General features: G+C 54.7%; 30 protein-coding genes and 4 tRNA genes. All 34 read left to right on the top strand.

Annotated features, from left to right (window positions below; translation table 11 throughout):
• The first annotated feature begins 221 nt into the window (after nt 1-221).
• The 34 genes from birA (at nt 222) to rpsN (ending at nt 26,196) form a co-directional block, all read left to right on the top strand.
• Nucleotides 222-1,181 carry a bifunctional biotin--[acetyl-CoA-carboxylase] ligase/biotin operon repressor BirA gene (gene birA / locus RGM3321_RS02790; protein WP_244391475.1) on the top strand — a complete coding sequence of 320 codons (960 nt, stop codon included), beginning with the start codon at nt 222-224 and terminating at the stop codon, nt 1,179-1,181.
• On the top strand, nt 1,171-1,920 hold the full coding sequence (locus tag RGM3321_RS02785; RefSeq protein WP_244391473.1) for a pantothenate kinase: 750 nt from the start codon (nt 1,171-1,173) through the stop codon (nt 1,918-1,920). The genes birA and RGM3321_RS02785 overlap by 11 nt, the downstream gene beginning before the upstream one ends.
• Nucleotides 1,921-1,927: 7 nt before the next feature.
• Nucleotides 1,928-2,356, top strand: a complete 429-nt coding sequence (locus RGM3321_RS02780; protein WP_244391471.1) for a hypothetical protein — start codon at nt 1,928-1,930, stop codon at nt 2,354-2,356.
• 142 nt (nt 2,357-2,498) lie between these two features.
• Nucleotides 2,499-2,583, top strand: a tRNA-Tyr gene (locus RGM3321_RS02775).
• Between the two features lie 24 nt (nt 2,584-2,607).
• Nucleotides 2,608-2,681 (top strand) — tRNA-Gly (locus RGM3321_RS02770).
• Between the two features lie 26 nt (nt 2,682-2,707).
• Nucleotides 2,708-2,783, top strand: a tRNA-Thr gene (locus RGM3321_RS02765).
• Nucleotides 2,784-2,948: 165 nt separating this feature from the next.
• A tRNA-Trp gene (locus RGM3321_RS02760) sits at nt 2,949-3,024 on the top strand.
• Nucleotides 3,025-3,069: 45 nt separating this feature from the next.
• On the top strand, nt 3,070-3,438 hold the full coding sequence (gene secE / locus RGM3321_RS02755; protein ID WP_002555502.1) for a preprotein translocase subunit SecE: 369 nt from the start codon (nt 3,070-3,072) through the stop codon (nt 3,436-3,438).
• Between the two features lie 9 nt (nt 3,439-3,447).
• The gene (nusG, locus tag RGM3321_RS02750) at nt 3,448-3,981 is read left to right on the top strand and encodes a transcription termination/antitermination protein NusG (protein ID WP_002555501.1); all 534 of its coding nucleotides are present in this window, start codon (nt 3,448-3,450) and stop codon (nt 3,979-3,981) included.
• A 118-nt stretch (nt 3,982-4,099) separates the two neighbouring features.
• Nucleotides 4,100-4,531, top strand: coding sequence for a 50S ribosomal protein L11 (gene rplK / locus RGM3321_RS02745; protein ID WP_002555500.1), 432 nt, complete (start codon nt 4,100-4,102; stop codon nt 4,529-4,531).
• Nucleotides 4,531-5,226: a 50S ribosomal protein L1 gene (gene rplA / locus RGM3321_RS02740; protein ID WP_002555499.1), complete on the top strand. Its 696-nt coding sequence runs from the start codon at nt 4,531-4,533 to the stop codon at nt 5,224-5,226. The genes rplK and rplA overlap by 1 nt, the downstream gene beginning before the upstream one ends.
• A gap of 200 nt (nt 5,227-5,426) precedes the next feature.
• Nucleotides 5,427-5,927: a 50S ribosomal protein L10 gene (gene rplJ, locus RGM3321_RS02735; RefSeq protein WP_003431816.1), complete on the top strand. Its 501-nt coding sequence runs from the start codon at nt 5,427-5,429 to the stop codon at nt 5,925-5,927.
• Between the two features lie 79 nt (nt 5,928-6,006).
• Nucleotides 6,007-6,372 (top strand): 50S ribosomal protein L7/L12, encoded by a 366-nt coding sequence (rplL, locus tag RGM3321_RS02730; RefSeq protein ID WP_054071944.1) that lies wholly within the window; start codon nt 6,007-6,009, stop codon nt 6,370-6,372.
• A gap of 221 nt (nt 6,373-6,593) precedes the next feature.
• Nucleotides 6,594-10,667 carry a DNA-directed RNA polymerase subunit beta gene (rpoB, locus tag RGM3321_RS02725; RefSeq protein ID WP_244391469.1) on the top strand — a complete coding sequence of 1,358 codons (4,074 nt, stop codon included), beginning with the start codon at nt 6,594-6,596 and terminating at the stop codon, nt 10,665-10,667.
• 64 nt (nt 10,668-10,731) lie between these two features.
• Complete coding sequence (rpoC, locus tag RGM3321_RS02720) at nt 10,732-14,931, top strand: DNA-directed RNA polymerase subunit beta' (RefSeq protein WP_244391467.1); 4,200 nt, start codon at nt 10,732-10,734, stop codon at nt 14,929-14,931.
• Between the two features lie 198 nt (nt 14,932-15,129).
• The gene (rpsL, locus tag RGM3321_RS02715) at nt 15,130-15,501 is read left to right on the top strand and encodes a 30S ribosomal protein S12 (RefSeq protein ID WP_002555494.1); all 372 of its coding nucleotides are present in this window, start codon (nt 15,130-15,132) and stop codon (nt 15,499-15,501) included.
• 122 nt (nt 15,502-15,623) lie between these two features.
• Nucleotides 15,624-16,094, top strand: coding sequence for a 30S ribosomal protein S7 (gene rpsG / locus RGM3321_RS02710; RefSeq protein ID WP_002555493.1), 471 nt, complete (start codon nt 15,624-15,626; stop codon nt 16,092-16,094).
• Nucleotides 16,095-16,124: 30 nt separating this feature from the next.
• Entirely contained in the window at nt 16,125-18,230 is a 2,106-nt protein-coding gene (fusA, locus tag RGM3321_RS02705; RefSeq protein ID WP_003317109.1) for an elongation factor G, read from the top strand.
• A 31-nt stretch (nt 18,231-18,261) separates the two neighbouring features.
• The gene (gene tuf, locus RGM3321_RS02700; protein ID WP_004658287.1) at nt 18,262-19,455 is read left to right on the top strand and encodes an elongation factor Tu; all 1,194 of its coding nucleotides are present in this window, start codon (nt 18,262-18,264) and stop codon (nt 19,453-19,455) included.
• Between the two features lie 141 nt (nt 19,456-19,596).
• Nucleotides 19,597-19,908: a 30S ribosomal protein S10 gene (rpsJ, locus tag RGM3321_RS02695; protein WP_002555491.1), complete on the top strand. Its 312-nt coding sequence runs from the start codon at nt 19,597-19,599 to the stop codon at nt 19,906-19,908.
• An 81-nt stretch (nt 19,909-19,989) separates the two neighbouring features.
• Complete coding sequence (rplC, locus tag RGM3321_RS02690; RefSeq protein ID WP_122234782.1) at nt 19,990-20,625, top strand: 50S ribosomal protein L3; 636 nt, start codon at nt 19,990-19,992, stop codon at nt 20,623-20,625.
• Nucleotides 20,626-20,637: 12 nt separating this feature from the next.
• Entirely contained in the window at nt 20,638-21,240 is a 603-nt protein-coding gene (gene rplD, locus RGM3321_RS02685; protein ID WP_002555489.1) for a 50S ribosomal protein L4, read from the top strand.
• Nucleotides 21,237-21,536, top strand: a complete 300-nt coding sequence (gene rplW, locus RGM3321_RS02680; RefSeq protein WP_002555488.1) for a 50S ribosomal protein L23 — start codon at nt 21,237-21,239, stop codon at nt 21,534-21,536. The genes rplD and rplW overlap by 4 nt, the downstream gene beginning before the upstream one ends.
• Before the next feature lie 14 nt (nt 21,537-21,550).
• Nucleotides 21,551-22,375, top strand: a complete 825-nt coding sequence (gene rplB / locus RGM3321_RS02675) for a 50S ribosomal protein L2 (protein WP_003317104.1) — start codon at nt 21,551-21,553, stop codon at nt 22,373-22,375.
• Nucleotides 22,376-22,391: 16 nt separating this feature from the next.
• Nucleotides 22,392-22,667 carry a 30S ribosomal protein S19 gene (rpsS, locus tag RGM3321_RS02670; protein ID WP_002555486.1) on the top strand — a complete coding sequence of 92 codons (276 nt, stop codon included), beginning with the start codon at nt 22,392-22,394 and terminating at the stop codon, nt 22,665-22,667.
• 13 nt (nt 22,668-22,680) lie between these two features.
• The gene (gene rplV / locus RGM3321_RS02665; protein WP_002555485.1) at nt 22,681-23,013 is read left to right on the top strand and encodes a 50S ribosomal protein L22; all 333 of its coding nucleotides are present in this window, start codon (nt 22,681-22,683) and stop codon (nt 23,011-23,013) included.
• Nucleotides 23,014-23,026: 13 nt separating this feature from the next.
• Nucleotides 23,027-23,713: a 30S ribosomal protein S3 gene (rpsC, locus tag RGM3321_RS02660; protein WP_244391465.1), complete on the top strand. Its 687-nt coding sequence runs from the start codon at nt 23,027-23,029 to the stop codon at nt 23,711-23,713.
• A gap of 12 nt (nt 23,714-23,725) precedes the next feature.
• Nucleotides 23,726-24,139 carry a 50S ribosomal protein L16 gene (gene rplP, locus RGM3321_RS02655; RefSeq protein WP_002555482.1) on the top strand — a complete coding sequence of 138 codons (414 nt, stop codon included), beginning with the start codon at nt 23,726-23,728 and terminating at the stop codon, nt 24,137-24,139.
• Nucleotides 24,139-24,330 carry a 50S ribosomal protein L29 gene (gene rpmC, locus RGM3321_RS02650; RefSeq protein WP_065759204.1) on the top strand — a complete coding sequence of 64 codons (192 nt, stop codon included), beginning with the start codon at nt 24,139-24,141 and terminating at the stop codon, nt 24,328-24,330. The genes rplP and rpmC overlap by 1 nt, the downstream gene beginning before the upstream one ends.
• A gap of 2 nt (nt 24,331-24,332) precedes the next feature.
• Nucleotides 24,333-24,599, top strand: a complete 267-nt coding sequence (gene rpsQ / locus RGM3321_RS02645) for a 30S ribosomal protein S17 (protein WP_002555480.1) — start codon at nt 24,333-24,335, stop codon at nt 24,597-24,599.
• A 23-nt stretch (nt 24,600-24,622) separates the two neighbouring features.
• Nucleotides 24,623-24,991 (top strand): 50S ribosomal protein L14, encoded by a 369-nt coding sequence (gene rplN, locus RGM3321_RS02640; protein WP_002555479.1) that lies wholly within the window; start codon nt 24,623-24,625, stop codon nt 24,989-24,991.
• An 11-nt stretch (nt 24,992-25,002) separates the two neighbouring features.
• Nucleotides 25,003-25,317: a 50S ribosomal protein L24 gene (gene rplX / locus RGM3321_RS02635; protein WP_002555478.1), complete on the top strand. Its 315-nt coding sequence runs from the start codon at nt 25,003-25,005 to the stop codon at nt 25,315-25,317.
• Nucleotides 25,318-25,337: 20 nt separating this feature from the next.
• A complete protein-coding gene (rplE, locus tag RGM3321_RS02630; RefSeq protein WP_002555477.1) occupies nt 25,338-25,877 on the top strand; it encodes a 50S ribosomal protein L5 in 540 nt (179 codons plus the stop codon).
• A 13-nt stretch (nt 25,878-25,890) separates the two neighbouring features.
• Nucleotides 25,891-26,196, top strand: coding sequence for a 30S ribosomal protein S14 (gene rpsN, locus RGM3321_RS02625; RefSeq protein WP_002555476.1), 306 nt, complete (start codon nt 25,891-25,893; stop codon nt 26,194-26,196).
• Nucleotides 26,197-26,289 lie beyond the last annotated feature (93 nt).

Below are 26,289 nucleotides of genomic sequence, written 5' to 3'. Positions count from 1 at the left end.
GAACTCAGTAGTGAAACGATGTATCGCCGATGGTAGTGTGGGGTTTCCCCATGTGAGAGTAGGTCATCGTCAAGATTAAATTCCAGAAACCCTCATCGCTTACGCGTTGAGGGTTTTTGTTTGTCTGCTGCACAAAAAGCCACCATGAAAATACGTTTTCGTTTCTATGCAGCATGCTCCTGCGTGGCTATTATGCGTGCCTCATTGCCGGGCGACTCCAAATGCTGACCTTGTTAACGCTTCTTGCCGATGGTGCATTTCATTCTGGACAGGTATTAGGCAGTGCCCTCGGCATAAGCCGCAGTGCGGTCTGGAAGCAGCTTCAGCAACTTGAAGCTGACCTCGGCATAGAGGTGCACAAAGTGCGCGGACGGGGTTATCGACTGGCAACGCCTATTTCGCTTTTAAGCCCCGCTGGCATAGCCCAGTGTGGATTCCCTGCCAGTTGGTCTGTACGCACCTACGACACTATCGACTCAACCAATGCAGAAGCCACGCGTCTGATTGCTCAAGGGGCTCCTATGCCTTTGCTGGTGGTGGCCGAGCAGCAAACCTCGGGAAGGGGCAGGCGTGGTCGAAAGTGGGTAAGTCCATTTGCCGAGAACCTTTATTACAGTCTGGTCCTGCGAATTGATGGTGGAATGCGTCAGCTGGAAGGTCTCAGCCTGTTGGTCGGATTGGCTGTGATGAAAGTACTGCGTGACATTGGGGTTCAAGGAGCGGGCCTGAAATGGCCTAATGACGTGCTGGTAGGGAGGCAGAAAATTGCCGGTATTTTGCTTGAGCTTGTTGGTGATCCGGCAGATGTTTGTCATGTGATCATCGGAATAGGGGTGAACGTGAACATGCGGTCATCGAGCGAAGTGGATCAGCTATGGACGTCGATTCGACTCGAAACTGGCAGCCTTGCTGATCGAAATCGGATTGCAGCCCTTATAAGCAGTCAGCTTGAGTCTCTTCTGGCAGTTCATCGCAAGGAAGGCTTCGTGGCTTTTCAGGACGAGTGGGAGCGCGGGCATTTGTGGCAGGGAGCTACCGTCAGATTGCTTTCAGGAGCTGAGGCAGTTGAAGGGGTGGTGTTGGGGGTCGATTCGCTTGGAGCGTTGCGTTTGGAAGTGAGCGGGGTAGAAAAGAGCTTTAGTGGTGGCGAGCTCAGCCTGAGGTTGCGAGATGATTCTTGAGCTCGACTGTGGCAACAGCTTCATCAAGTGGCGGATAACGGCGAAAGTTGATGCAACAGTGATTAGCGGCGGGGTTGTGGACTCCGATGCTGCCTTGCTGATGCATTTGAGCAATCTACCTGACAAATCATTCACTGACTGCCGTCTGGTGAGTGTGCGTAGCGCCGAAGAAACGGCGAGGCTTGTCTCTTTGCTGGCTGAAACCTTTTCCGTTGCGCCTGTCTGCGCGGAACCTGCTCAAGAGCTTGCTGGCGTGATTAATGGCTATGACGAGTTTGCGCGTCTGGGTCTGGACCGCTGGCTGGCTTTTGTAGGTGCTTACCACCTCGCCAGGAGCGCGTGTCTGGTGATTGATCTGGGAACCGCTGTGACGTCTGACTTTGTCGACGCAGGTGGCGCCCATCTTGGTGGCTTCATCTGTCCTGGAATGCCCTTGATGCGCAATCAGTTGCGTACCCATACCCGTCGTATCAGATATGACGACACAGAGGCTGAGAAAGCCCTAGCCCGTCTTGTTCCTGGGCGTGCGACTGCTGAGGCTGTAGAGCGCGGCTGCTCGTTGATGCTTCGCGGTTTTGCATTGACTCAGATGGAGATAGCGCAGGGGTACTGGGGCAATGATTTTGCTATTTTTGTGACTGGTGGGGATGCTGCACTGGTTGCGGATGTATTGCCGGGGGCTCGTATTGTTCCTGATCTGGTCTTCGTGGGTCTGGCTCTGGCTTGCCCTTTGCGTTGAGGTCTCTATGCGTTGGTTATTTCTTCTGCTGTTGATGCTTAATGCCTTTTATTACCTCTGGCATCAGCAGGAGGCTCCGCTCAGGGCCAAAGAGGTCATGCCACTGTCATTGCATCGCGCATCCCAGCAGGATATTCGTCTGCTTAGCGAGTCGGATGCGGGGCGCATGTCGCATGATGCCGAGACGAGGTGTCTGTATGTCGGTGGCTTTGCCAGGCAAGAGGATGCTCGGCTGGTGGAGCAGCGCTTGAACAGTCTGGATATCCAGTCTCAATTTCAGTCGCTGCAAACGAGCGGGGCGACGGCCTACTGGTTAAGGATTGCCCCGGAAAGCCGACGTCTTGTGGAGGCGGGGGTGATCAATCAATTGAGCCAGGATTTCCCGCAATTAAAAAATCAAATAATGTCGTGCGAGGGCATTGCAACTGCTGAGTAGTTTACATAGAATGGCGCCCGCTTCGCAGCGAGGTGAAAGTCTCGCGAACGAGGTGGTAGTAGTCAACGCATGTAACCTCAGGTTTTTACTGAGAAAAAGGTTGACAGAAGGGCGGCATGAGTTGAGAATGCTGCCTCGCTTAGGAGGGGTTCCCGAGCGGCCAAAGGGATCAGACTGTAAATCTGACGTCTACGACTTCGAAGGTTCGAATCCTTCCCCCTCCACCAGATTTAGCGCGATCTGCAAATTGCGCGGGTATAGTTTAGTGGTAGAACCTCAGCCTTCCAAGCTGATGATGCGGGTTCGATTCCCGCTACCCGCTCCAGGTTTGTGGCTCATGCATTGTGTTTTGCTCTTGTAGCTCAGTTGGTAGAGCACACCCTTGGTAAGGGTGAGGTCAGCGGTTCAAATCCGCTCAAGAGCTCCATTGCTAAAGGCAGATATGAAAATATCTGCCTTTGTTTTAGGTGGTTGCGTTGTGCGTGATCCGCTTGAAGCTTGTTCGTGGTTTGTTGCCTGTAAGGCGCTCACTGAATAAGGTGTTGAAAAACTCTCGTCAGGTCCGCATAATGGTCGGCCTGATTTTGCTTTTAGGTCAGTAGCTCAATTGGCAGAGCGACGGTCTCCAAAACCGTAGGTTGGGGGTTCGATTCCCTCCTGACCTGCCAGATTTCTAGATGTAATCTGGCTTTCTTTTCACAGGATCTCCGTAGATGAATCCCAAGGCTGAAGCATCAGACTCTCGCTTTGATATGCTGAAGTGGCTCCTGGTAGTCGTTTTGGTTGTCGTGGGTGTTGTCGGTAATCAGTATTACTCTGCTGAGCCGATCCTGTATCGCGTTCTTGCTCTCCTTGTGATTGCTGCTGCCGCTGCATTTGTAGCGTTGCAGACCGGTAAGGGCAAGGCCTTCTTCGTTTTGGCGAAAGAAGCTCGCGCTGAGATTCGTAAAGTCGTATGGCCTACTCGCCAAGAAACCACTCAAACCACGTTGATCGTTGTGGCAGTTGTGCTGGTTATGGCGTTGCTGTTGTGGGGGCTTGATTCCCTGCTCGGCTGGCTTGTTTCCTTGATAGTTGGCTAAGGGTGTCCCGTGGCTAAGCGTTGGTACGTAGTGCATGCTTACTCGGGTTACGAGAAGCATGTCATGCGCTCGTTGATCGAGCGTGTGAAGCTGGCAGGCATGGAAGATGGCTTCGGCGAAATTCTGGTTCCCACTGAAGAAGTGGTTGAAATGCGTAATGGCCAGAAGCGCAAAAGCGAACGCAAGTTCTTCCCAGGTTATGTGCTTGTCCAGATGGACATGAATGAGGGTACTTGGCACTTGGTCAAGGACACCCCGCGTGTCATGGGCTTCATCGGCGGTACCGCAGATAAGCCTGCTCCGATCACTGACAAAGAAGCAGAAGCGATTCTGCGTCGTGTTGCTGACGGTAGCGACAAGCCGAAGCCGAAAACTCTGTTTGAACCGGGTGAGGTTGTTCGTGTCACCGACGGTCCGTTCGCTGATTTCAACGGCACGGTTGAAGAAGTTAACTACGAAAAGAGCCGGATTCAAGTGGCGGTGCTCATTTTCGGACGCTCTACCCCGGTAGAGCTGGAGTTCAGTCAGGTCGAAAAGGCATAACTGAGCTGGAATCCCATACCCCGCAGCCCAAGGCTGTGGGGTTTTTTCGTCACTGGGATATACGCGTAAGTAACCGGGGAGCCTTTATTGGCGCTTGAACCCGTAATTGGAGTGCCTCATGGCCAAGAAGATAACCGCATACATCAAGCTGCAAGTGAAAGCCGCTCAGGCTAACCCAAGCCCGCCAGTTGGTCCTGCTCTGGGTCAGCACGGTGTGAACATCATGGAATTCTGCAAAGCGTTCAACGCCCGTACTCAGGGTATTGAGCCAGGCTTGCCGACTCCAGTGATCATCACTGTATACAGCGACCGTAGCTTCACTTTCGAAACAAAAAGTACTCCTGCATCGGTTCTGCTGAAGAAAGCTGCAGGCTTGACCAGCGGCTCGGCTCGCCCGAACACCGTTAAAGTTGGCACCGTGACTCGTGCTCAGCTGGAAGATATCGCTAAAGCAAAAAATGCGGATCTGACTGCAGCTGACATGGAAGCGGCCGTGCGTACCATCGCCGGTTCCGCTCGTAGCATGGGCCTTAACGTGGAGGGTGTGTAATGGCTAAGCTGACCAAGCGTCAAAAGGCAATCGCCAGCAAGATCGAAGCCGGTAAGTCTTACAATTTCGTAGACGCCGCAGCCCTGCTGACCGAGCTGTCGACCGTCAAGTTCAGCGAGTCTGTAGACGTTGCTGTTAACCTGGGTGTTGATCCTCGTAAGTCTGACCAGGTTGTTCGTAGCGCTACCGTACTGCCGCACGGCACTGGTAAAACTGTACGCGTTGCAGTGTTCACTCAGGGTCCTGCTGCTGAAGCTGCTCTGGCTGCCGGTGCTGATCGCGTTGGTATGGATGATCTGGCTGCTGAAATGAAAGCGGGCGATCTGAACTATGACGTGGTTATCGCTTCCCCGGACGCAATGCGCGTTGTGGGTCAGCTGGGTCAGGTTCTCGGTCCTCGTGGTCTGATGCCTAACCCGAAAGTCGGCACCGTTACTCCTGACGTGGCTAACGCCGTCAAGAACGCCAAGGCTGGTCAGGTTCGTTATCGCACCGACAAAAACGGCATCATCCACACTTCTGTTGGCAAGGTCGGTTTCGACGCCGTCAAGCTGAAGGAAAACGTTGAAGCCTTGATCGCTGATCTTAAGCGTATCAAGCCTGCTTCTTCGAAAGGTATTTACGTCAAGCGCATCACCCTGAGCACCACTATGGGCCCAGGCCTGGTCATCGACCAGGGTTCGTTGGAAGCGTAAGACAGAAGCGGTGCGGTTTTACGCCGCGCCGTTTGAAAGATTGGGGTCCCTGCCTGGCGGGGGCTATCCAAGACCGTAGGCGACGCAAGTCTTAAACCTCAAGCCTACGCAGATGGTGCTCCCGGTTCCTTACCGAATCAGACACCAAAACGACATCTGACTCCGGTCGGATGAAACGGTAACAAGCAGGAGTTAAACCCGTGGCAATTAAACTCGAAGACAAGAAGGCCATCGTCGCTGAAGTCAACGAGGCTGCCAAAGCTGGTCTGTCCGCTGTCGTGGCTGATGCCCGTGGTGTGACGGTCGGCGCTATGACCGGACTCCGTAAAGAGGCCCGTGAAGCTGGCGTTTACGTACGCGTTGTACGTAACACCCTGCTCAAGCGCGCTGTTGCTGACACTGAATTCAGTGTCCTCAACGACGTGTTCACTGGCCCGACCTTGATTGCGTTCTCCAACGAACATCCTGGCGCTGCTGCCCGTCTGTTCAAGGAATTCGCCAAAGGTCAGGACAAGTTCGAGATCAAGGCAGCTGCGTTCGAGGGCAAGTTCCTCGCAGCTAATCAGATCGATGTACTGGCAAGCCTGCCGACCCGTGACGAAGCAATTTCTCAGCTGATGAGCGTGATTCAAGGCGCTACCAGCAAGTTGGCTCGTACTCTGGCGGCTGTTCGCGACCAAAAAGAAGCAGCTGCAGCCTAAGGCTGAGTCAGATCTTTTCGCGTATTTTTGTTTATTTTGATGGTCGCGTAGGCCGTCCCCCAATTCAGGAAATTGAGTCATGTCCATCTCTCAAGACGATATCCTTAACGCCGTAGCTGAAATGTCCGTTCTGCAGGTTGTAGAGCTGATCAAGGCGTTCGAAGAGAAGTTCGGCGTTACCGCTGCTGCCGGTTCGGCTGGTCCAGCTGTTGCTGTCGCTGTTGCTGAAGAACAAACTGAATTCAACGTCATGCTGCTGGAAGCTGGCGAGAAGAAAGTTAACGTGATCAAGGCAGTACGTGAACTGACCGGTCTGGGCCTGAAAGAAGCCAAGGCAGTCGTTGACGGCGCGCCAGCAATGGTTCTGGAAGCTGTTGCCAAAGACGCAGCTGACAAAGCCAAAGCTACTCTGGAAGAAGCAGGCGCTAAAGTCGAGCTGAAATAAGCATCGACTTTGAGTGTCCAGCCCACGCGATTAGCGAAAGGCTGATGGCTGGTGGCTTTTGCCACCGGCCTTTTTCCGTTATAGACGATTGGCGCTGTCAACGTTTGTAATGTGCGGTATCCACCGATGGCGGTGGCGCAAACCAAGGGGTTTGCAAGATTTTCTGGCTGCTTCCGTCGGGAGGGAGCCAAACAAGCAGGTGACCAAGCTGGGGAACGCTGATGGCTTACTCATATACTGAGAAAAAACGTATCCGCAAGGACTTTAGCAAGTTGCCGGACGTAATGGATGTGCCGTATCTCTTGGCCATCCAGCTGGATTCGTATCGCGAATTCCTGCAGGCGGGAGCGACCAAAGATCAGTTCCGCGACGTCGGTCTGCATGCAGCCTTCAAATCCGTTTTCCCGATCATCAGCTACTCCGGCAATGCTGCGCTGGAGTATGTAGGTTATCGCTTGGGCGAACCGGCATTTGATGTCAAGGAATGCGTGCTGCGCGGTGTGACTTACGCAGTACCTCTGCGAGTCAAGGTCCGTCTGATCATTTTCGACAAAGAATCGTCGAACAAAGCGATCAAGGACATCAAAGAGCAAGAAGTCTACATGGGTGAAATCCCCCTGATGACTGAGAACGGTACCTTTGTAATCAACGGCACCGAGCGCGTTATCGTGTCTCAGCTTCACCGTTCGCCTGGCGTATTCTTCGACCACGACCGTGGCAAGACGCACAGCTCCGGTAAGCTGCTGTACTCCGCTCGTATCATTCCTTACCGCGGTTCGTGGCTGGACTTCGAGTTCGATCCGAAAGACTGCGTATTCGTCCGTATCGACCGTCGTCGCAAGCTGCCTGCGTCCGTACTTCTGCGCGCTCTGGGTTACACCACCGAGCAAGTGCTCGATGCGTTCTACACCACCAACGTATTCCATGTGCGCGGTGAAAACCTGAGCCTGGAACTGGTGCCTCAGCGCCTGCGTGGTGAAATTGCCGTTCTGGACATCCTGGACGACAAGGGCAAGGTCATTGTCGAGCAGGGTCGTCGTATCACTGCCCGTCACATCAACCAGCTGGAAAAGGCCGGGATCAAAGAGCTGGAAGTGCCTCTGGACTACGTCCTGGGTCGCACTACAGCCAAGGTCATCGTGCATCCGGCAACCGGTGAGATCATTGCCGAGTGCAACACCGAGCTGAACACTGAAATCCTGGCCAAGATCGCCAAGGCTCAGGTTGTTCGTATCGAAACCTTGTACACCAACGACATCGATTGTGGTCCGTTCGTCTCCGACACACTGAAGATCGACTCCACCAGCAACCAACTGGAAGCGCTGGTCGAGATCTATCGCATGATGCGTCCTGGCGAGCCGCCAACCAAGGATGCCGCTGAAACACTGTTCAACAACCTGTTCTTCAGTCCTGAGCGTTATGACCTGTCCGCTGTAGGTCGTATGAAGTTCAACCGTCGTATCGGTCGTACCGAAATCGAAGGTTCGGGCGTGCTGTGCAAGGAAGACATCGTAGCGGTCCTCAAGACCCTCGTTGATATCCGTAACGGCAAAGGCATCGTCGATGACATCGACCACCTCGGTAACCGTCGCGTTCGTTGCGTAGGCGAGATGGCCGAGAACCAGTTCCGTGTCGGTCTGGTCCGTGTCGAGCGCGCTGTCAAAGAGCGTCTGTCCATGGCAGAAAGCGAAGGCCTGATGCCTCAGGACCTGATCAACGCCAAACCTGTTGCGGCGGCGGTCAAGGAGTTCTTCGGTTCCAGCCAGCTTTCCCAGTTCATGGACCAGAACAACCCGCTGTCCGAGATCACGCACAAGCGTCGTGTTTCCGCACTCGGCCCTGGCGGTCTGACGCGTGAGCGCGCCGGCTTTGAAGTTCGAGACGTTCACCCGACTCACTACGGCCGTGTGTGCCCGATCGAGACGCCTGAAGGTCCGAACATCGGTCTGATCAACTCCCTGGCGGCCTATGCCCGCACCAACCAGTACGGCTTCCTCGAGAGCCCGTACCGTGTGGTCAAGGAAGGTCTGGTCACCGAAGAGATCGTGTTCCTTTCAGCGATCGAAGAAGCGGACCACGTCATTGCCCAGGCTTCGGCCGCAATGAACGACAAGCAAGAGCTGATCGACGAACTGGTTGCTGTGCGTCACTTGAACGAATTCACCGTCAAGGCGCCAGCCGATGTCACCCTGATGGACGTTTCGCCCAAGCAGGTTGTCTCGGTAGCTGCATCGCTGATTCCGTTCCTCGAGCACGATGACGCCAACCGTGCGTTGATGGGTTCGAACATGCAGCGTCAGGCTGTACCGACCCTGCGTGCCGACAAGCCGCTGGTAGGTACCGGCATGGAGCGCAACGTTGCCCGTGACTCCGGCGTTTGCGTCGTGGCCCGTCGTGGCGGCGTGATCGACTCTGTCGACGCCAGCCGTATCGTTGTTCGCGTTGCCGATGACGAAGTAGAAACAGGTGAGGCAGGTGTAGATATCTACAATCTGACCAAATACACCCGTTCGAACCAGAACACCTGCATCAACCAGCGTCCGCTGGTCAGCAAGGGTGATCGTGTTCAGCGTAGCGACATCATGGCCGACGGTCCGTCCACCGATATGGGTGAGCTGGCGCTGGGTCAGAACATGCGCATCGCGTTCATGGCCTGGAACGGTTTCAACTTCGAAGACTCCATCTGCCTCTCCGAGCGTGTAGTTCAAGAAGACCGCTTCACCACGATCCATATTCAGGAACTGACCTGTGTGGCTCGTGACACCAAGCTTGGGCCTGAAGAGATCACCGCCGACATCCCGAACGTGGGTGAAGCGGCTCTGAACAAGCTGGACGAAGCCGGTATCGTTTATGTGGGTGCCGAAGTTGGCGCTGGTGACATCCTGGTGGGCAAGGTCACTCCGAAAGGCGAGACCCAGCTGACTCCGGAAGAAAAACTGTTGCGCGCGATTTTCGGTGAGAAAGCCAGCGACGTTAAAGATACCTCCCTGCGCGTGCCTACCGGTACCAAGGGTACTGTCATTGACGTTCAGGTCTTCACCCGTGATGGCGTCGAGCGTGATGCACGTGCCCTGTCCATCGAGAAGTCGCAACTCGACGAGATCCGCAAGGATCTGAACGAAGAGTTCCGTATTGTCGAAGGCGCTACTTTCGAACGTCTGCGCTCTGCGCTGGTGGGTCGTGTAGCCGAAGGCGGTGCTGGCCTCAAGAAAGGTCAGGAAATCACCAACGAAGTGCTTGATGGTCTTGAGCATGGTCAGTGGTTCAAACTGCGCATGGCTGAAGATGCTCTGAATGAGCAGCTTGAGAAAGCTCAGGCCTACATCGTTGATCGTCGCCGTCTTCTGGATGACAAGTTCGAAGACAAGAAACGCAAACTGCAGCAAGGCGATGACCTGGCTCCAGGCGTTCTGAAAATCGTCAAGGTCTACCTGGCAATCCGTCGTCGCATCCAGCCGGGCGACAAGATGGCCGGTCGTCACGGTAACAAGGGTGTGGTCTCCGTGATCATGCCGGTTGAAGACATGCCGCACGATGCCAATGGCACGCCGGTGGATATCGTCCTCAACCCGCTGGGCGTACCTTCGCGTATGAACGTTGGTCAGATTCTCGAAACCCACCTGGGCCTCGCGGCCAAAGGTCTGGGCGAGAAGATCAACCGCATGCTTGAAGAGCAGCGTAAAGTTGCTGAGCTGCGCAAGTTCCTCAACGAGATCTACAACGAAATCGGCGGTCGTCAGGAAGCTCTGGAAGACCTCACCGACAACGAAATCCTGGACCTCGCCAAGAACCTGCGTAACGGCGTACCGATGGCTACCCCGGTTTTCGACGGTGCCAAGGAAAGCGAAATCAAGGCAATGCTCAAGCTGGCAGATATGCCGGAAAGCGGCCAGATGCAGCTGTTCGACGGTCGTACCGGCAACAAGTTTGAACGTGCTGTAACGGTTGGCTACATGTACATGCTGAAGCTGAACCACTTGGTGGACGACAAGATGCACGCGCGTTCCACTGGTTCGTACAGCCTGGTTACCCAGCAGCCGCTGGGTGGTAAGGCACAGTTCGGTGGTCAGCGTTTCGGGGAGATGGAAGTGTGGGCGCTGGAAGCATACGGCGCGGCGTACACTCTGCAGGAAATGCTCACAGTGAAGTCGGACGATGTGAACGGTCGTACCAAGATGTACAAAAACATCGTGGACGGCGATCACCGTATGGAGCCGGGCATGCCCGAGTCTTTCAACGTGTTGATCAAAGAAATCCGTTCGCTCGGTATCGATATCGATCTGGAAACCGAATAACACGTGACGCGAATCGGGGGCAGGGCGGTATTGCCTGCTCCCTGCTCCGCCAGGAGGAAAAGCCTTGAAAGACCTACTGAATTTGCTGAAAAACCAGGGTCAAGTCGAAGAGTTCGACGCAATCCGTATCGGACTTGCATCGCCTGAGATGATCCGCTCTTGGTCGTTCGGTGAAGTTAAAAAGCCGGAAACCATCAACTACCGTACGTTCAAGCCTGAGCGTGACGGTCTGTTCTGCGCCAAGATCTTTGGCCCGGTAAAAGATTACGAGTGCCTGTGCGGTAAGTACAAGCGCCTGAAGCACCGCGGTGTCATCTGCGAAAAATGCGGTGTTGAAGTAGCGCTGGCCAAGGTTCGTCGCGAGCGTATGGCTCACATCGAGCTGGCTTCGCCGGTTGCCCACATCTGGTTCCTGAAATCGCTGCCGTCCCGTATCGGCTTGCTGATGGACATGACCCTGCGTGATATCGAACGCGTTCTCTACTTCGAGAGCTATGTCGTTATCGATCCAGGCATGACCACCCTTGAAAAAGGTCAGCTGCTGAATGATGAGCAGTACTTCGAAGCCCTCGAAGAGTTCGGTGACGACTTCGACGCCCGCATGGGGGCCGAGGCTGTTCGTGAACTGCTGCACGCTATTGATCTGGAGCACGAAATTGGCCGTCTGCGTGAAGAGATTCCGCAAACCAATTCCGAGACCAAAATCAAGAAGCTGTCCAAGCGTCTGAAGCTGATGGAAGCCTTCCAGGGTTCCGGCAACCTTCCTGAATGGATGGTGCTGACCGTTCTGCCGGTTCTGCCGCCAGATCTGCGTCCTCTGGTTCCGCTTGACGGTGGCCGTTTCGCAACGTCCGACCTCAACGATCTGTATCGTCGAGTGATCAACCGTAACAACCGTCTGAAGCGTCTGTTGGATCTGTCTGCTCCCGACATCATCGTGCGTAACGAAAAGCGCATGCTGCAGGAAGCGGTCGATGCATTGCTCGACAACGGTCGTCGCGGTCGTGCGATCACAGGTTCCAACAAGCGTCCTCTGAAGTCCCTGGCTGACATGATCAAGGGTAAGCAAGGTCGTTTCCGTCAGAACCTGCTCGGTAAGCGCGTTGACTACTCGGGCCGTTCGGTAATTACCGTAGGTCCGACCCTGCGTCTGCATCAATGCGGTCTGCCGAAAAAAATGGCTCTCGAGCTGTTCAAGCCGTTCATCTTCGGCAAGCTGGAAATGCGTGGCCTGGCCACGACCATCAAAGCTGCCAAGAAGATGGTCGAGCGCGAGCTGCCAGAGGTCTGGGACGTTCTTGCTGAAGTCATTCGCGAACACCCGGTGCTTCTGAACCGTGCGCCAACTCTTCACCGTCTGGGCATCCAGGCGTTTGAACCAGTACTGATCGAAGGTAAGGCTATTCAGCTGCACCCGCTGGTCTGTGCTGCGTACAACGCCGACTTCGACGGCGACCAGATGGCCGTTCACGTACCTTTGACGCTGGAAGCTCAGCTCGAAGCGCGTGCACTGATGATGTCGACCAACAACATCCTGTCGCCAGCCAACGGTGAGCCAATCATCGTTCCTTCGCAGGACGTTGTACTGGGTCTGTATTACATGACTCGTGAAGCGATCAATGCCAAGGGCGAAGGTCGTGTGTTTGCGGATCTGCAGGAAGTCGACCGCGTATTCCGCGCCGGCGAAGCGGCTCTGCATGCCAAGGTCAAGGTTCGTATCCACGAAACGGTCAACGACCGTGATGGTGGCAGCGTCAAGAACACCCGTATCGTCGACACCACTGTTGGCCGTGCGTTGCTGTTCCAGGTGGTTCCGGCCGGCCTGTCCTACGACGTCGTCAACCAGCCTATGAAGAAGAAGGCGATCTCCAAGCTGATCAACCAGTGCTATCGCGTGGTTGGTTTGAAAGAGACCGTGATCTTCGCTGACCAGTTGATGTACACCGGTTTTGCCTACTCGACCATTTCGGGTGTTTCCATCGGCGTTAACGACTTCGTTATCCCGGATGAAAAAGCTCGCATCATCGACGCGGCCACCGAAGAAGTTAAAGAGATCGAAAGTCAGTACGCGTCCGGCCTGGTAACCCAGGGCGAGAAGTACAACAAGGTGATCGACCTCTGGTCCAAGGCCAACGACGAAGTGTCCAAGGCAATGATGTCGAACCTCTCGAAAGAGAAAGTCATCGATCGTCATGGCGTCGAAGTTGACCAGGAATCCTTCAACTCGATGTACATGATGGCTGACTCCGGTGCGCGTGGTTCTGCTGCCCAGATTCGTCAGCTGGCTGGTATGCGTGGTCTGATGGCCAAGCCTGACGGCTCCATCATCGAAACGCCGATCACTGCGAACTTCCGTGAGGGCTTGAGCGTACTTCAGTACTTCATCTCCACTCACGGTGCTCGTAAGGGTCTTGCGGATACCGCACTGAAAACAGCTAACTCCGGTTATCTGACCCGCCGTCTGGTAGACGTTGCTCAGGATCTGGTGGTTACCGAGGTGGATTGCGGTACCGAGCACGGTCTGCTGATGACTCCGCACATTGAAGGCGGTGACGTTGTAGAGCCGCTGGGTGAGCGCGTACTGGGTCGGGTTATCGCCCGTGACGTGTTCAAGCCGGGTACAGAAGACGTCATCGTTCCTGCTGGCACGCTGGTAGACGAGAAGTGGGTCGAGTTCATCGAGCTGAACAGCATCGACGAAGTGATCGTTCGCTCGCCAATCAGCTGTGAAACGCGCTACGGCATCTGTGCCAAGTGCTACGGTCGCGACCTGGCTCGCGGTCACCAGGTCAACATCGGTGAAGCTGTCGGCGTAATCGCTGCACAGTCGATCGGTGAGCCGGGTACCCAGCTGACAATGCGTACGTTCCACATTGGTGGTGCGGCAAGCCGGACCTCGGCAGCCGACAGCGTTCAGGTGAAGAATGGTGGTACTGTCCGTCTTCACAACCTGAAGCACGTTGAGCGTGTTGACGGTCACCTGGTTGCAGTATCCCGCTCCGGTGAGCTGGCCATAGCTGATGACTTCGGTCGCGAGCGTGAGCGTTACAAACTGCCATACGGTGCAGTGATTTCGGTGAAGGAAGGCGACAAGGTCGACGCTGGTTCGATCGTGGCCAAGTGGGATCCGCACACTCACCCAATCGTCACCGAGATGAAAGGTACTGTTACCTACGTCGGCATGGAAGAGGGCATCACGATCAAGCGTCAGACAGACGAATTGACCGGTATGACCAACATTGAAGTGCTTGATGCCAAGGACCGCCCAGCTGCTGGCAAGGACATCCGTCCTGCTGTGAAGATGGTAGGTCTGGACGGCAAGGATCTGCTGTTGCCGGGTACTGACGTACCTGCTCAGTACTTCCTCCCAGCCAACGCTCTGGTCGGTGTGGCTGACGGTGCGCAGATCGCGATCGGTGATGTTATCGCTCGTATTCCGCAGGAAACTTCGAAGACTCGTGACATCACCGGTGGTCTGCCGCGTGTTGCTGACCTGTTCGAAGCCCGTCGTCCGAAAGAGGCGTCGATCCTTGCAGAAGTTAGCGGTACCATCGCATTCGGTAAAGAGACCAAAGGCAAACGCCGTCTGGTCATTACCCCGAACGACGGCAGCGATCCGTACGAAGAGCTGATTCCGAAGTGGCGTCACCTGAACGTCTTCGAAGGCGAACAAGTGAACCGCGGCGAAGTTATCTCCGATGGTCCTAGCGATCCACACGACATCCTGCGTCTGCTGGGTGTGAGTGCGCTGGCCAAGTACATCGTCAACGAGATTCAGGATGTATACCGTCTGCAAGGCGTGAAGATCAACGACAAGCACATCGAGACGATTCTGCGTCAGATGCTGCGCAAGGTTGAAATTGCCGAGTCCGGCGATTCCAGTTTCATCAAGGGCGACCAGATGGAATTGACTCACGTACTGGTAGAAAACGAGCGTCTGAGTAAGGAAGACAAGTTTGTCTCCAAGTTCACTCGCGTGTTGCTGGGTATCACCAAGGCATCGCTGTCCACCGAGTCGTTCATCTCCGCGGCCTCCTTCCAGGAGACAACCCGCGTACTGACCGAGGCGGCTGTGACTGGCAAGCGCGATTACTTGCGCGGCCTGAAGGAAAACGTGGTTGTGGGTCGTCTGATCCCGGCCGGTACCGGTCTGGCTTATCACAGCGAGCGCAAGCGTCGCCGTGAAATGGACAAACCGACCCGTGTCAGCGCGAGCGAAGTAGAAGCCGCTCTGACTGAAGCGTTGAACTCCAGCGGTAATTGAGACTAAAGCCTCGGCATTTTCATCTGGCAGACAGCACATTTTCGTGTTGTCTGCCTCTTGAGGATGTCGGGGCTTTGTCTTGACTGGGGGCGGGATCCTCTTTAGACTCTTGTACCCCTAAATTTGGCGGGGCTTGTGCCCTGTCATTTGCTTTTCTTGTAAGACAATAGCGTCGCAAGACAACAGTGGAGCTAGTAGATGGCAACTATCAACCAGCTGGTACGTCAGCCGCGTAAGCGTATCGTCGAGAAATCCGACGTGCCTGCGCTGCAGAACTGCCCGCAACGTCGCGGTGTGTGCACTCGTGTGTATACCACCACGCCGAAAAAACCTAACTCGGCATTGCGTAAAGTCTGCCGTGTGCGCCTGACCAACGGTTTCGAGGTTTCCTCGTACATCGGTGGTGAAGGTCACAACCTGCAAGAGCACAGCGTGGTACTGATCCGTGGCGGTCGTGTAAAAGACTTGCCAGGTGTTCGTTATCACACCGTTCGTGGTTCTCTGGATACTTCCGGCGTTAAAGGCCGTAACCAGGGTCGCTCGAAATACGGTACCAAGAAGCCTAAGTAGTTTTTGGCTTCTGTGTGAAATTGCAGATTTCTATTTTTCTGAGTCGATAAGAGTAAGGTCGGGCGCATCCCTTGCAGGATGGTGGTCCCGAGCTAACCTGAAGACCGTTTGAGGGCTTATCCATGCCAAGAAGACGCGTAGCAGCCAAGCGCGAAGTGCTTGACGATCCAAAATACGGCAGCCAGATCCTGGCCAAGTTCATGAACCACGTTATGGAAAGCGGCAAGAAAGCCGTTGCCGAGCGTATCGTTTATGGCGCGCTGGAAAAGGTTAAAGAACGCAAGAACAGCGACCCCCTGGAAATCTTCGAGAAAGCTCTCGACGCCATCGCTCCGCTGGTCGAAGTAAAGTCGCGCCGTGTAGGCGGTGCTACTTACCAGGTTCCTGTCGAAGTTCGTCCGTCCCGTCGTAATGCTCTGGCAATGCGTTGGCTGGTAGACTTCGCGCGCAAGCGCGGTGAGAAGTCAATGGCGCTGCGTTTGGCTGGCGAACTGCTGGACGCCGCCGAAGGTAAAGGTGCTGCGGTCAAGAAGCGTGAAGACGTGCACCGTATGGCTGAGGCCAACAAGGCTTTCTCGCACTACCGCTTCTAATTTCAGCGTCACTAATTTTGCGAGGGCTTTATGGCTCGTACTACTCCGATTGGCCGCTACCGTAACATTGGTATCGTTGCTCACGTGGATGCTGGTAAAACCACCACCACCGAGCGCGTCCTTTTTTACACCGGCAAAAGCCACAAAATGGGCGAGGTGCATGACGGCGCCGCGACCACGGACTGGATGGTTCAGGAGCAGGAGCGTGGTATTACCATTACTTCTGCTGCTATTACTGCCTTCTGGCAGGGTTCCGAGAAGCAACACAAAGACCAATACCGTTTCAACGTTATTGACACCCCGGGCCACGTTGACTTCACCATTGAAGTTGAGCGTTCCCTGCGTGTACTCGACGGCGCGGTCGTTGTGTTCTGTGGCACTTCCGGCGTAGAGCCGCAGTCCGAAACCGTATGGCGTCAGGCCAACAAGTACGGTGTTCCACGTATCGTTTACGTGAACAAGATGGACCGTGCTGGTGCGAACTTTCTGCGCGTAATCGCTCAGATCAAGCAGCGTCTGGGTCACACCCCGGTGCCGATCCAGCTGGCCATTGGTGCCGAAGACAACTTCCAGGGTCAGATCGATCTGATGTCCATGGAAGCTGTTTACTGGAACGATGCCGACAAGGGTATGGTTCCACGTCGTGAGCCTATCCCTGCTGAACTGCAGGAGCTGGCTGACGAGTGGCGCAGCAACATGGTTGAGGCTGCGGCCGAAGCCAGTGAAGAGCTGATGAACAAGTACCTCGAAGGTGAAGAGCTCACCAACGAGGAAATCAAGGCCGCTCTGCGTCAGCGTACTATAGCTGGTGAGATCGTTCTTGCTGTTTGCGGTTCTTCCTTCAAGAACAAGGGCGTTCCCCTGGTTCTCGACGCCGTGATCGACTACCTGCCGGCTCCAATCGATATTCCAGCTATCAAGGGTTCCGATCCTGATAACGAAGAAATCCTGATGGAGCGTCATGCAGACGACAACGAGCCGTTCTCGGCTCTGGCGTTCAAGATCGCTACCGACCCATTCGTGGGTACCTTGACTTTCGTCCGTGTTTACTCGGGCGTGTTGGCATCCGGCGACGGCGTGATCAACTCGGTGAAAGGCAAGAAAGAGCGTGTGGGTCGTATGGTGCAGATGCACGCCAACGCCCGCGAAGAAATCAAGGAAGTTCGCGCTGGTGACATCGCGGCCTTGATCGGCATGAAGGACGTCACCACTGGTGAAACCTTGTGCAACGCTGACAAGCCAATCATCCTGGTTCGCATGGACTTCCCGGAGCCGGTTATTTCGGTTGCCGTTGAGCCAAAAACCAAGGATGACCAGGAAAAAATGGGTATCGCTCTGGGCAAACTTGCTCAGGAAGACCCTTCTTTCCGCGTCAAGACTGATGAAGAGACTGGTCAAACGATCATCTCTGGCATGGGCGAGCTGCACCTGGACATCCTGGTTGACCGGATGCGCCGTGAGTTCAACGTCGAAGCCAACATCGGCAAGCCTCAGGTTTCCTATCGTGAGCGCATCACGAAGAATTGTGAAATCGAAGGCAAGTTCGTTCGTCAATCTGGCGGTCGTGGCCAGTTCGGTCACTGCTGGATCCGTTTTGCACCTGCTGACGAAGGTCAGGAAGGTCTGCAATTCGTAAACGAAGTGGTAGGTGGTGTTGTTCCCAAGGAATACATCCCGGCTATCCAGAAGGGTATCGAAGAGCAGATGAAGAACGGCGTTGTTGCCGGCTATCCGCTGATCGGCCTGAAGGCTACCGTGTTTGATGGTTCCTACCATGACGTCGACTCGAACGAGATGGCGTTTAAGGTGGCTGCTTCCATGGCGACCAAGCAACTGGCCCAGAAGGGCGGTGGTGAGTTGCTTGAGCCTATCATGGCGGTAGAGGTTGTTACGCCTGAAGACTATATGGGTGACGTGATGGGCGACCTTAACCGTCGTCGCGGCATGATCCTGGGTATGGAAGATACGGTTTCCGGCAAAGTAATTCGTGCCGAGGTTCCGTTGGGTGAGATGTTCGGTTATGCGACCGACGTTCGCTCCATGTCCCAAGGTCGCGCAAGCTACTCTATGGAATTCAAAAAATACAATACAGCTCCGTCGCACATCGTCGAAACTGTAACCAAAAAACAAGGCTGATTCAGCGCCTTTAGGCTAGGAGTTATTTGTCGTGGCTAAAGAAAAATTTGATCGTTCCCTCCCGCACGTCAACGTTGGCACCATTGGTCACGTTGACCACGGTAAAACCACGCTGACCGCTGCTCTGACTCGCGTCTGCTCCGAAGTTTTCGGTTCGGCTCGTGTTGACTTCGACAAGATCGACAGTGCACCAGAAGAAAAAGCTCGTGGTATCACCATCAACACTGCGCACGTTGAATACAACTCGCTGACCCGTCACTACGCTCACGTTGACTGCCCAGGTCACGCTGACTACGTGAAGAACATGATCACCGGTGCTGCCCAGATGGACGGCGCTATCCTGGTTTGTTCGGCTGCTGATGGTCCGATGCCACAAACTCGTGAGCACATCCTGCTGTCCCGTCAGGTAGGTGTTCCGTACATCGTGGTCTTCCTGAACAAGGCTGACCTGGTAGACGACGCTGAGCTGCTGGAACTGGTTGAGATGGAAGTGCGCGATCTGCTGAGCACTTACGATTTCCCGGGCGACGACACTCCGATCATCATCGGTTCTGCTCGTATGGCTCTGGAAGGCAAAGACGACAACGAAATGGGCACCACTGCCGTTCGTAAACTGGTTGAAACACTGGACAGCTACATCCCAGAGCCAGTTCGTCTGACCGACAAGCCATTCCTGATGCCAATCGAAGACGTGTTCTCGATCTCCGGTCGCGGTACTGTTGTGACTGGTCGTGTTGAGCGCGGTATCGTCAAGGTTCAGGATCCACTGGAAATCGTTGGTCTGCGTGACACTACCGTCACCACCTGCACCGGTGTTGAAATGTTCCGCAAACTGCTCGACGAAGGTCGTGCTGGCGAGAACTGCGGCGTTCTGCTGCGTGGTACCAAGCGTGACGACGTTGAGCGTGGCCAGGTTCTGGTCAAGCCAGGCACCGTCAAGCCGCACACTCAGTTCGAAGCTGAAATCTACGTTCTGAGCAAAGAAGAAGGCGGTCGTCACACTCCGTTCTTCAAAGGCTACCGTCCACAGTTCTACTTCCGTACTACTGACGTAACTGGTAGCTGCGAACTGCCGGAAGGCGTAGAAATGGTTATGCCAGGTGATAACGTTAAAGTTTCCGTTACCCTGATCAAGCCAATCGCAATGGAAGACGGTCTGCGTTTCGCAATCCGTGAAGGCGGTCGTACCGTCGGCGCTGGCGTCGTGGCCAAAATCATCGCGTAAGCGTTGATTCCTTAAAAGAGCCCCCGCAACGCGGGGGCTTTTTTATTGGGTTGACACCTAGTGAGGTCGTCTATAGAATTGCGCCTCCTTTTAACGGGCGTATTGCGCTCGGTGGGAACAGCAATCTGGAGTCTGAATCCAATGCAAAACCAGCAAATCCGTATCAGGTTGAAGGCTTTTGACCATCGCCTGATCGACCAATCAACCCAGGAAATCGTGGAAACCGCGAAACGTACTGGTGCACAGGTGCGTGGTCCGATTCCACTGCCGACTCGTAAAGAGCGGTTCACCGTTCTGGTTTCTCCGCACGTCAACAAAGACGCGCGCGACCAGTATGAGATCCGTACTCACAAGCGTGTTCTGGACATTGTTCAGCCAACGGAAAAAACCGTTGATGCGCTTATGAAGCTTGATCTTGCGGCCGGTGTGGAAGTTCAGATCAGCCTCGGCTAAGACTTGGGTCTTAGTCGTGTAACGCTCTGAAATGGGCGGCCATAGCGGGTGAAAGCCCCGTACACTCATGAGGTTTACAACATGACTATTGGTGTAGTCGGTCGTAAATGCGGTATGACCCGTATTTTCACCGAAGAAGGTGTCTCCATTCCGGTCACGGTCATTGAGATCGAACCGAATCGCGTCACTCAGTTCAAAACCGAAGAAACCGATGGCTATCGTGCAGTGCAAGTCACTGTCGGCGAGCGTCGTGCTTCGCGTGTTACAGCCGCTCAGGCTGGCCACTTCGCTAAGGCGAACGTTGCCGCCGGTCGTACCGTCATGGAATTCCGTCTTGAAGAAGGCGACTACCAGGCTGGCGATCAGATCAGCGCTGAAATCTTCGCCGCTGGTCAACTGGTTGATGTAACCGGTCAGTCCAAGGGTAAAGGCTTCCAGGGTACGATCAAGCGTTGGAATTTCCGTGGTCAAGACAATACCCACGGTAACTCCGTCTCCCACCGCGTCCCAGGCTCTATCGGCCAGTGCCAGACTCCTGGTCGTGTATTCAAGGGCAAAAAAATGTCCGGTCATATGGGCGCTGAGCGCGTGACCGTGCAGTCCCTGGAAGTAGTGCGCGTGGACGCTGAACGCAATCTGTTGTTGGTCAAGGGTGCTGTTCCTGGCGCTACTGGCGGCAACCTGGTTGTACGTCCGGCAGCCAAGGCTCGCGGTTAAGGGGAAGCTGACATGCAATTAAATGTAAATGACGCTCAGGCAATCGAAGTTTCCGAACTGACATTTGGCGGCGAATTCAACGAGACGCTGGTTCACCAGGCAGTCGTGGCCTACATGGCTGGCGGTCGTCAGGGTAGCAAGCAGCAAAAGACCCGTTCCGACGTTCGTGGTGGCGGTAAGCGCCCTTGGCGTCAGAAAGGTACTGGCCGTGCTCGTGCCGGTACTATCCGTAGCCCAATCTGGCGTGGCGGCGGTACCACTTTCGCAGCTCGTCCTCAGGATCACACTCAGAAGCTCAACAAGAAGATGTATCGCGCTGCTCTGCGCTCCATCCTTGCTGAACTGGTTCGTACTGATCGTCTGGTCGTGGTTCAGGACTTCGCTGTTGAAGCACCGAAAACCAAAGATCTGCTGAACAAGCTGACTGGCATGGGCCTTACTGACGTCCTGATCGTGTCTGACGCTGTTGACCAGAATCTGTACCTGGCTGCTCGTAACCTGCCGCACGTCGATGTACGTGATGTTCAAGGTTCCGATCCAGTTAGTCTGATCGCATACGACAAGGTGTTGATCACTGTGTCGGCCGTGAAGAAATTCGAGGAGCTGCTGGGATGAACCAGGAACGCGTATTTAAAGTTCTGCTTGGCCCGCACGTTTCCGAAAAGGCTACGGTTCTTGCAGACAAAAAAGGTCAGTTCGTTTTCAAGGTTGCTACTGACGCAACCAAGCTGGAAATCAAGAAGGCCGTCGAAAGCCTGTTCAGCGTGAAGGTAGAGCGTGTTACTACCCTGAATGTTCTGGGTAAGAGCAAGCGCACTGCTCGCGGTCTGGGCAAGCGTAATGACTGGAAGAAGGCAGTTATCTCCCTTCAGCCAGGCCAAGATCTCGATTTCAGCAGCAGTGCTGAGTAAGGAAGGGGTGCATCATGGCAATCGTTAAATGCAAACCGACTTCCCCTGGCCGCCGTTTTGTGGTCAAGGTGGTCAACCAGGAGCTGCATAAAGGGGCTCCTCACGCACCGCTGCTCGAGAAAAAATCGAAGTCTGGTGGTCGTAACAACAATGGTCGTATTACTACCCGTCATATCGGTGGTGGCCATAAGCAGCATTATCGTCTGGTCGATTTCCGTCGCAACGATAAGGATGGCATCGCTGCCACCGTCGAGCGTATCGAATACGATCCAAACCGTACTGCTCACATTGCTCTGCTGCTTTACGCAGACGGCGAGCGCCGCTACATCATCGCCCCTAAAGGCGTGAGTGCTGGCGACCAGCTGATTGCAGGTGCTCTGGCACCAATCAAGCCGGGCAACGCTCTTCAACTGCGCAACATTCCAGTTGGTAGCACCGTACACGGCATCGAACTGAAGCCAGGTAAAGGCGCACAAATCGCCCGTTCCGCTGGTGCTTCCGCACAGCTGATCGCTCGTGAAGGTGTGTACGTAACCCTGCGTCTTCGCTCCGGTGAAATGCGTAAAGTACTGTCTGAATGCCGTGCAACGCTGGGCGAAGTCTCGAACTCCGAGCACAGCCTTCGTTCGCTGGGTAAAGCTGGTGCCAAACGCTGGCGTGGCGTTCGCCCAACCGTTCGTGGTGTTGCCATGAACCCGGTTGACCACCCACATGGTGGTGGTGAAGGTCGTACCTCTGGTGGTCGTCATCCGGTATCGCCGTGGGGCTTCCCGACTAAGGGCGCGAAGACTCGTGGTAATAAGCGTACCGACAAAATGATCGTCCGTCGTCGCAAGTAAATAGAGGGATACGACAGTGCCACGTTCTCTGAAAAAAGGTCCTTTTATTGATCTTCACCTACTGAAGAAGATCGAAGTGGCGGCGGAAAAGAACGATCGCAAACCAGTTAAAACCTGGTCGCGTCGTTCGATGATCCTGCCACAAATGGTCGGTCTGACCATCGCAGTGCATAACGGTCGTCAACATGTTCCAGTTCTCGTGAACGAAGACATGGTCGGCCATAAACTAGGCGAGTTTGCCGGTACCCGCACATATCGTGGGCACGTGGCAGACAAGAAAGCCAAGCGTTAAGGGGTAAGGAACGATGGAAGTAGCCGCTAAGTTGTCGGGCGCTCGAATCTCCGCCCAGAAAGCCCGCTTGGTCGCCGACCAGATCCGCGGGAAGAAGGTGGGCGAAGCGCTCAACCTGTTGGCTTTCAGCAGTAAGAAAGCCGCCGAGATCCTGAAGAAAGTGCTGGAGTCGGCTGTAGCCAACGCCGAGCATAACGAAGGCGCAGACGTTGATGACCTTAAGGTCTCCACCGTTTTCGTCAACGAAGGGCGTTCGCTGAAGCGCATCATGCCACGTGCTAAAGGCCGTGCTGATCGCATCGTCAAGCGGTCTTGCCATATCACTGTCAAGGTTGCTGACAAGTAACGGAGTCGAAGAGATGGGTCAGAAAGTACATCCCATTGGCATTCGCCTGGGAATCGTCAAGGAGCACACCTCCGTCTGGTACGCAGGCGGTCGGACTTATGCGGACTATTTGTTCGCTGATCTGAAAGTGCGTGAGTACCTCCAAGACAAATTAAAAAGCGCGTCCGTCAGCCGTATCGATATCCATCGTCCGGCTCAGACAGCACGTATCACCATCCACACCGCTCGTCCAGGTATCGTTATCGGGAAGAAAGGTGAAGATGTTGAGAAACTGCGTCAGGACCTGACCAAGCAAATGGGTGTGCCTGTGCACATCAATATCGAAGAGATCCGCAAGCCGGAGCTCGACGGTATGCTGGTTGCGCAGAGCGTAGCTCAGCAGCTGGAGCGTCGTGTAATGTTCCGTCGCGCTATGAAGCGCGCTGTTCAGAACGCCATGCGCATTGGTGCCAAAGGCATCAAAATCCAAGTGAGCGGTCGTCTCGGCGGTGCTGAAATCGCACGTACTGAATGGTATCGCGAAGGTCGTGTGCCACTGCACACCCTGCGTGCCGACATCGACTATGCCAACTACGAAGCTCACACCACTTACGGTGTGATCGGTGTAAAGGTTTGGATCTTCAAAGGCGAAGTAATTGGTGGTCGCCAAGAAGAACTGAAACCACAAGCACCAGCGCCTCGTAAAAAAGCTGCTAAGTAAGGGGTACGCCAAATGTTGCAACCAAAGCGTACGAAGTTCCGCAAGCAGATGACCGGCCACAACCGTGGTCTGGCACTGCGCGGTAGCAAAGTCAGCTTCGGCGAGTTCGCGCTGAAGTCTGTTGCTCGTGGTCGTCTCACCGCTCGTCAGATCGAGTCAGCGCGTCGTGCTCTGACCCGTCACGTTAAGCGTGGCGGCAAGATCTGGATCCGTGTGTTCCCGGACAAGCCTGTTACCAAGAAGCCACTCGAAGTTCGGATGGGTAAAGGTAAGGGTAACGTGGAGTACTGGGTTGCCCAGATTCAGCCAGGCAAAGTCCTGTATGAAATCGAGGGTGTTACTGAAGAGCTGGCGCGTGAGGCTTTCGCCCTGGCTGCTGCAAAGCTGCCGCTCGCCACCTCCTTTGTTAAGCGGACGGTGATGTGATGAAAGCGAATGAACTTCGTGACAAATCAGCACAGCAGCTGAACGAGCAACTGCTCGGCCTGCTGCGCGACCAGTTCAATCTGCGTATGCAGAAAGCAACTGGCCAGTTGGGGCAGTCTCATCTGCTCTCGCAAGTTAAGCGTGACATCGCTCGCGTGAAAACTGTGCTCAACCAGCAGGCAGGTAAGTAATCATGGCTGAAGCCGAAAAAACTGTCCGTACGCTGACTGGCCGTGTTGTCAGCGACAAGATGGACAAGACCATCACCGTTCTGATCGAGCGTCGCGTTAAGCACCCGATCTACGGTAAATACGTTAAGCGTTCGACTAAGCTGCACGCGCACGACGAAACCAACCAATGCCATATCGGCGACAAGGTCACGATTCGTGAAACTCGTCCGGTAGCCAAGACCAAGTCTTGGGCGTTGGTTGATATCCTCGAACGCGCTGTGGAAGTCTAAGGGCTAGGGGTCGGAGAAATTATATGATTCAGACTCAATCCATGCTCGATGTGGCCGATAACAGCGGCGCACGCCGCGTTATGTGCATCAAGGTGCTGGGTGGCTCCCATCGTCGTTACGCTGGTATCGGTGACATCATCAAAGTGACCGTCAAGGAAGCAATTCCGCGCGGTAAGGTGAAAAAAGGCCAAGTGATGACTGCAGTTGTAGTCCGCACTCGCCACGGCGTTCGTCGTGCAGACGGCTCCATCATCCGCTTTGACGGCAACGCTGCTGTTCTGTTGAACAACAAGCAAGAGCCGATCGGTACCCGTATCTTTGGGCCAGTGACCCGTGAACTTCGTACTGAGAAGTTCATGAAGATCGTCTCGCTCGCCCCTGAAGTGCTTTAAGGAGATCAGACATGCAAAAGATTCGTCGTGACGACGAGATCATCGTGATCGCCGGCAAAGACAAAGGTAAGCGCGGTAAGGTGCTCAAGGTTCTCGCTGACGACCGTCTGGTTGTTGGTGGGATCAACCTGGTGAAGCGTCATACCAAGCCAAACCCGATGTCGGGCGTACAGGGCGGTATCGTCGAGAAAGAAGCGCCACTGCACGCTTCCAACGTCGCCATTTTCAACGGCGCAACCAACAAGGCTGACCGCGTTGGTTTCAAAGTTGAAGACGGCAAGAAAATTCGTGTCTTCAAGTCGACCCAAAAAGCGGTTGATGCTTGAACACTGCTAGGTAGAAGACCATGGCACGACTAAAAGAGATTTACCGGAAGGAAATCGCTCCGAAACTTAAGGAAGAACTTAAGCTTTCGAACGTGATGGAAGTTCCGCGCGTTACTAAAATCACCCTGAACATGGGTCTGGGCGAAGCGATCGGCGACAAAAAAGTCATCGAGCACGCTGTTGCTGACCTGGAAAAGATCACCGGTCAAAAAGTCGTTGTGACTTACGCTCGGAAATCCATTGCTGGCTTTAAAGTCCGCGAAGGTTGGCCGATCGGCGTCAAAGTGACTCTGCGCCGCGATCGTATGTATGAATTCCTGGATCGTCTGCTGTCGATCTCCCTGCCTCGGGTTCGCGACTTCCGCGGCCTGAATGCCAAGTCCTTCGATGGTCGTGGTAACTACAGCATGGGCGTAAAAGAGCAGATCATTTTCCCGGAAATCGACTACGACAAGATCGATGCTCTCCGCGGTCTGGACATTACCCTGACCACCACTGCCAAGAACGATGATGAAGGCCGCGCATTGCTGCGTGCTTTCAAATTCCCGTTCCGCAACTGATTGGAGTAGGAAAATGGCCAAGAAGAGCATGAAAAACCGTGAGCTGAAGCGTCAGCTCACCGTTGCCAAGTACGCCAAGAAGCGTGCAGAGCTGAAAGCTATCATCGTTGATCTGAACGCAAGTCCAGAAGCACGTTGGGAAGCGACCGTAGCCCTGCAGAAGCAACCACGTGACGCAAGCGCTGCGCGCATGCGTAACCGTTGCCGCATCACTGGTCGTCCGCACGGCGTCTATCGCAAGTTCGGCCTCGGCCGTAACAAGCTGCGTGAAGCAGCAATGCGTGGCGACGTTCCAGGTCTGGTTAAAGCCAGCTGGTAAGGCGACACCTCTCGCTTCGTCCCGTCGGTTACGCAAGTCGCCGGTCGGGATGAGGCCTGAATTTGAATCGAGCCCCTTTTGGGGCTTGATTCA

The sequence above is a fragment of the Pseudomonas sp. RGM 3321 genome, from assembly GCF_022836805.1.
Taxonomy (GTDB): Bacteria; Pseudomonadota; Gammaproteobacteria; order Pseudomonadales; family Pseudomonadaceae; genus Aquipseudomonas.
Note: the sequence above shows the minus strand (reverse complement) of the source record. Positions and strands in the feature narration are given on the sequence as shown.

Excerpts from the sequence above, each read along its gene's own strand:
- birA (WP_244391475.1), top strand. The coding sequence starts at position 222 with ATGCTGACCTTGTTAACGCTTCTTGCCGATGGTGCATTTCATTCTGGA.
- RGM3321_RS02785 (WP_244391473.1), top strand. The coding sequence starts at position 1,171 with ATGATTCTTGAGCTCGACTGTGGCAACAGCTTCATCAAGTGGCGGATA.
- RGM3321_RS02780 (WP_244391471.1), top strand. The coding sequence starts at position 1,928 with ATGCGTTGGTTATTTCTTCTGCTGTTGATGCTTAATGCCTTTTATTAC.
- secE (WP_002555502.1), top strand. The coding sequence starts at position 3,070 with ATGAATCCCAAGGCTGAAGCATCAGACTCTCGCTTTGATATGCTGAAG.
- rplK (WP_002555500.1), top strand. The coding sequence starts at position 4,100 with ATGGCCAAGAAGATAACCGCATACATCAAGCTGCAAGTGAAAGCCGCT.
- rplA (WP_002555499.1), top strand. The coding sequence starts at position 4,531 with ATGGCTAAGCTGACCAAGCGTCAAAAGGCAATCGCCAGCAAGATCGAA.
- rplL (WP_054071944.1), top strand. The coding sequence starts at position 6,007 with ATGTCCATCTCTCAAGACGATATCCTTAACGCCGTAGCTGAAATGTCC.
- rpoB (WP_244391469.1), top strand. The coding sequence starts at position 6,594 with ATGGCTTACTCATATACTGAGAAAAAACGTATCCGCAAGGACTTTAGC.
- rpsL (WP_002555494.1), top strand. The coding sequence starts at position 15,130 with ATGGCAACTATCAACCAGCTGGTACGTCAGCCGCGTAAGCGTATCGTC.
- rpsG (WP_002555493.1), top strand. The coding sequence starts at position 15,624 with ATGCCAAGAAGACGCGTAGCAGCCAAGCGCGAAGTGCTTGACGATCCA.
- fusA (WP_003317109.1), top strand. The coding sequence starts at position 16,125 with ATGGCTCGTACTACTCCGATTGGCCGCTACCGTAACATTGGTATCGTT.
- rpsJ (WP_002555491.1), top strand. The coding sequence starts at position 19,597 with ATGCAAAACCAGCAAATCCGTATCAGGTTGAAGGCTTTTGACCATCGC.
- rplC (WP_122234782.1), top strand. The coding sequence starts at position 19,990 with ATGACTATTGGTGTAGTCGGTCGTAAATGCGGTATGACCCGTATTTTC.
- rplD (WP_002555489.1), top strand. The coding sequence starts at position 20,638 with ATGCAATTAAATGTAAATGACGCTCAGGCAATCGAAGTTTCCGAACTG.
- rplW (WP_002555488.1), top strand. The coding sequence starts at position 21,237 with ATGAACCAGGAACGCGTATTTAAAGTTCTGCTTGGCCCGCACGTTTCC.
- rplB (WP_003317104.1), top strand. The coding sequence starts at position 21,551 with ATGGCAATCGTTAAATGCAAACCGACTTCCCCTGGCCGCCGTTTTGTG.
- rplV (WP_002555485.1), top strand. The coding sequence starts at position 22,681 with ATGGAAGTAGCCGCTAAGTTGTCGGGCGCTCGAATCTCCGCCCAGAAA.
- rpsC (WP_244391465.1), top strand. The coding sequence starts at position 23,027 with ATGGGTCAGAAAGTACATCCCATTGGCATTCGCCTGGGAATCGTCAAG.
- rplP (WP_002555482.1), top strand. The coding sequence starts at position 23,726 with ATGTTGCAACCAAAGCGTACGAAGTTCCGCAAGCAGATGACCGGCCAC.
- rpmC (WP_065759204.1), top strand. The coding sequence starts at position 24,139 with ATGAAAGCGAATGAACTTCGTGACAAATCAGCACAGCAGCTGAACGAG.
- rpsQ (WP_002555480.1), top strand. The coding sequence starts at position 24,333 with ATGGCTGAAGCCGAAAAAACTGTCCGTACGCTGACTGGCCGTGTTGTC.
- rplN (WP_002555479.1), top strand. The coding sequence starts at position 24,623 with ATGATTCAGACTCAATCCATGCTCGATGTGGCCGATAACAGCGGCGCA.
- rplX (WP_002555478.1), top strand. The coding sequence starts at position 25,003 with ATGCAAAAGATTCGTCGTGACGACGAGATCATCGTGATCGCCGGCAAA.
- rplE (WP_002555477.1), top strand. The coding sequence starts at position 25,338 with ATGGCACGACTAAAAGAGATTTACCGGAAGGAAATCGCTCCGAAACTT.
- rpsN (WP_002555476.1), top strand. The coding sequence starts at position 25,891 with ATGGCCAAGAAGAGCATGAAAAACCGTGAGCTGAAGCGTCAGCTCACC.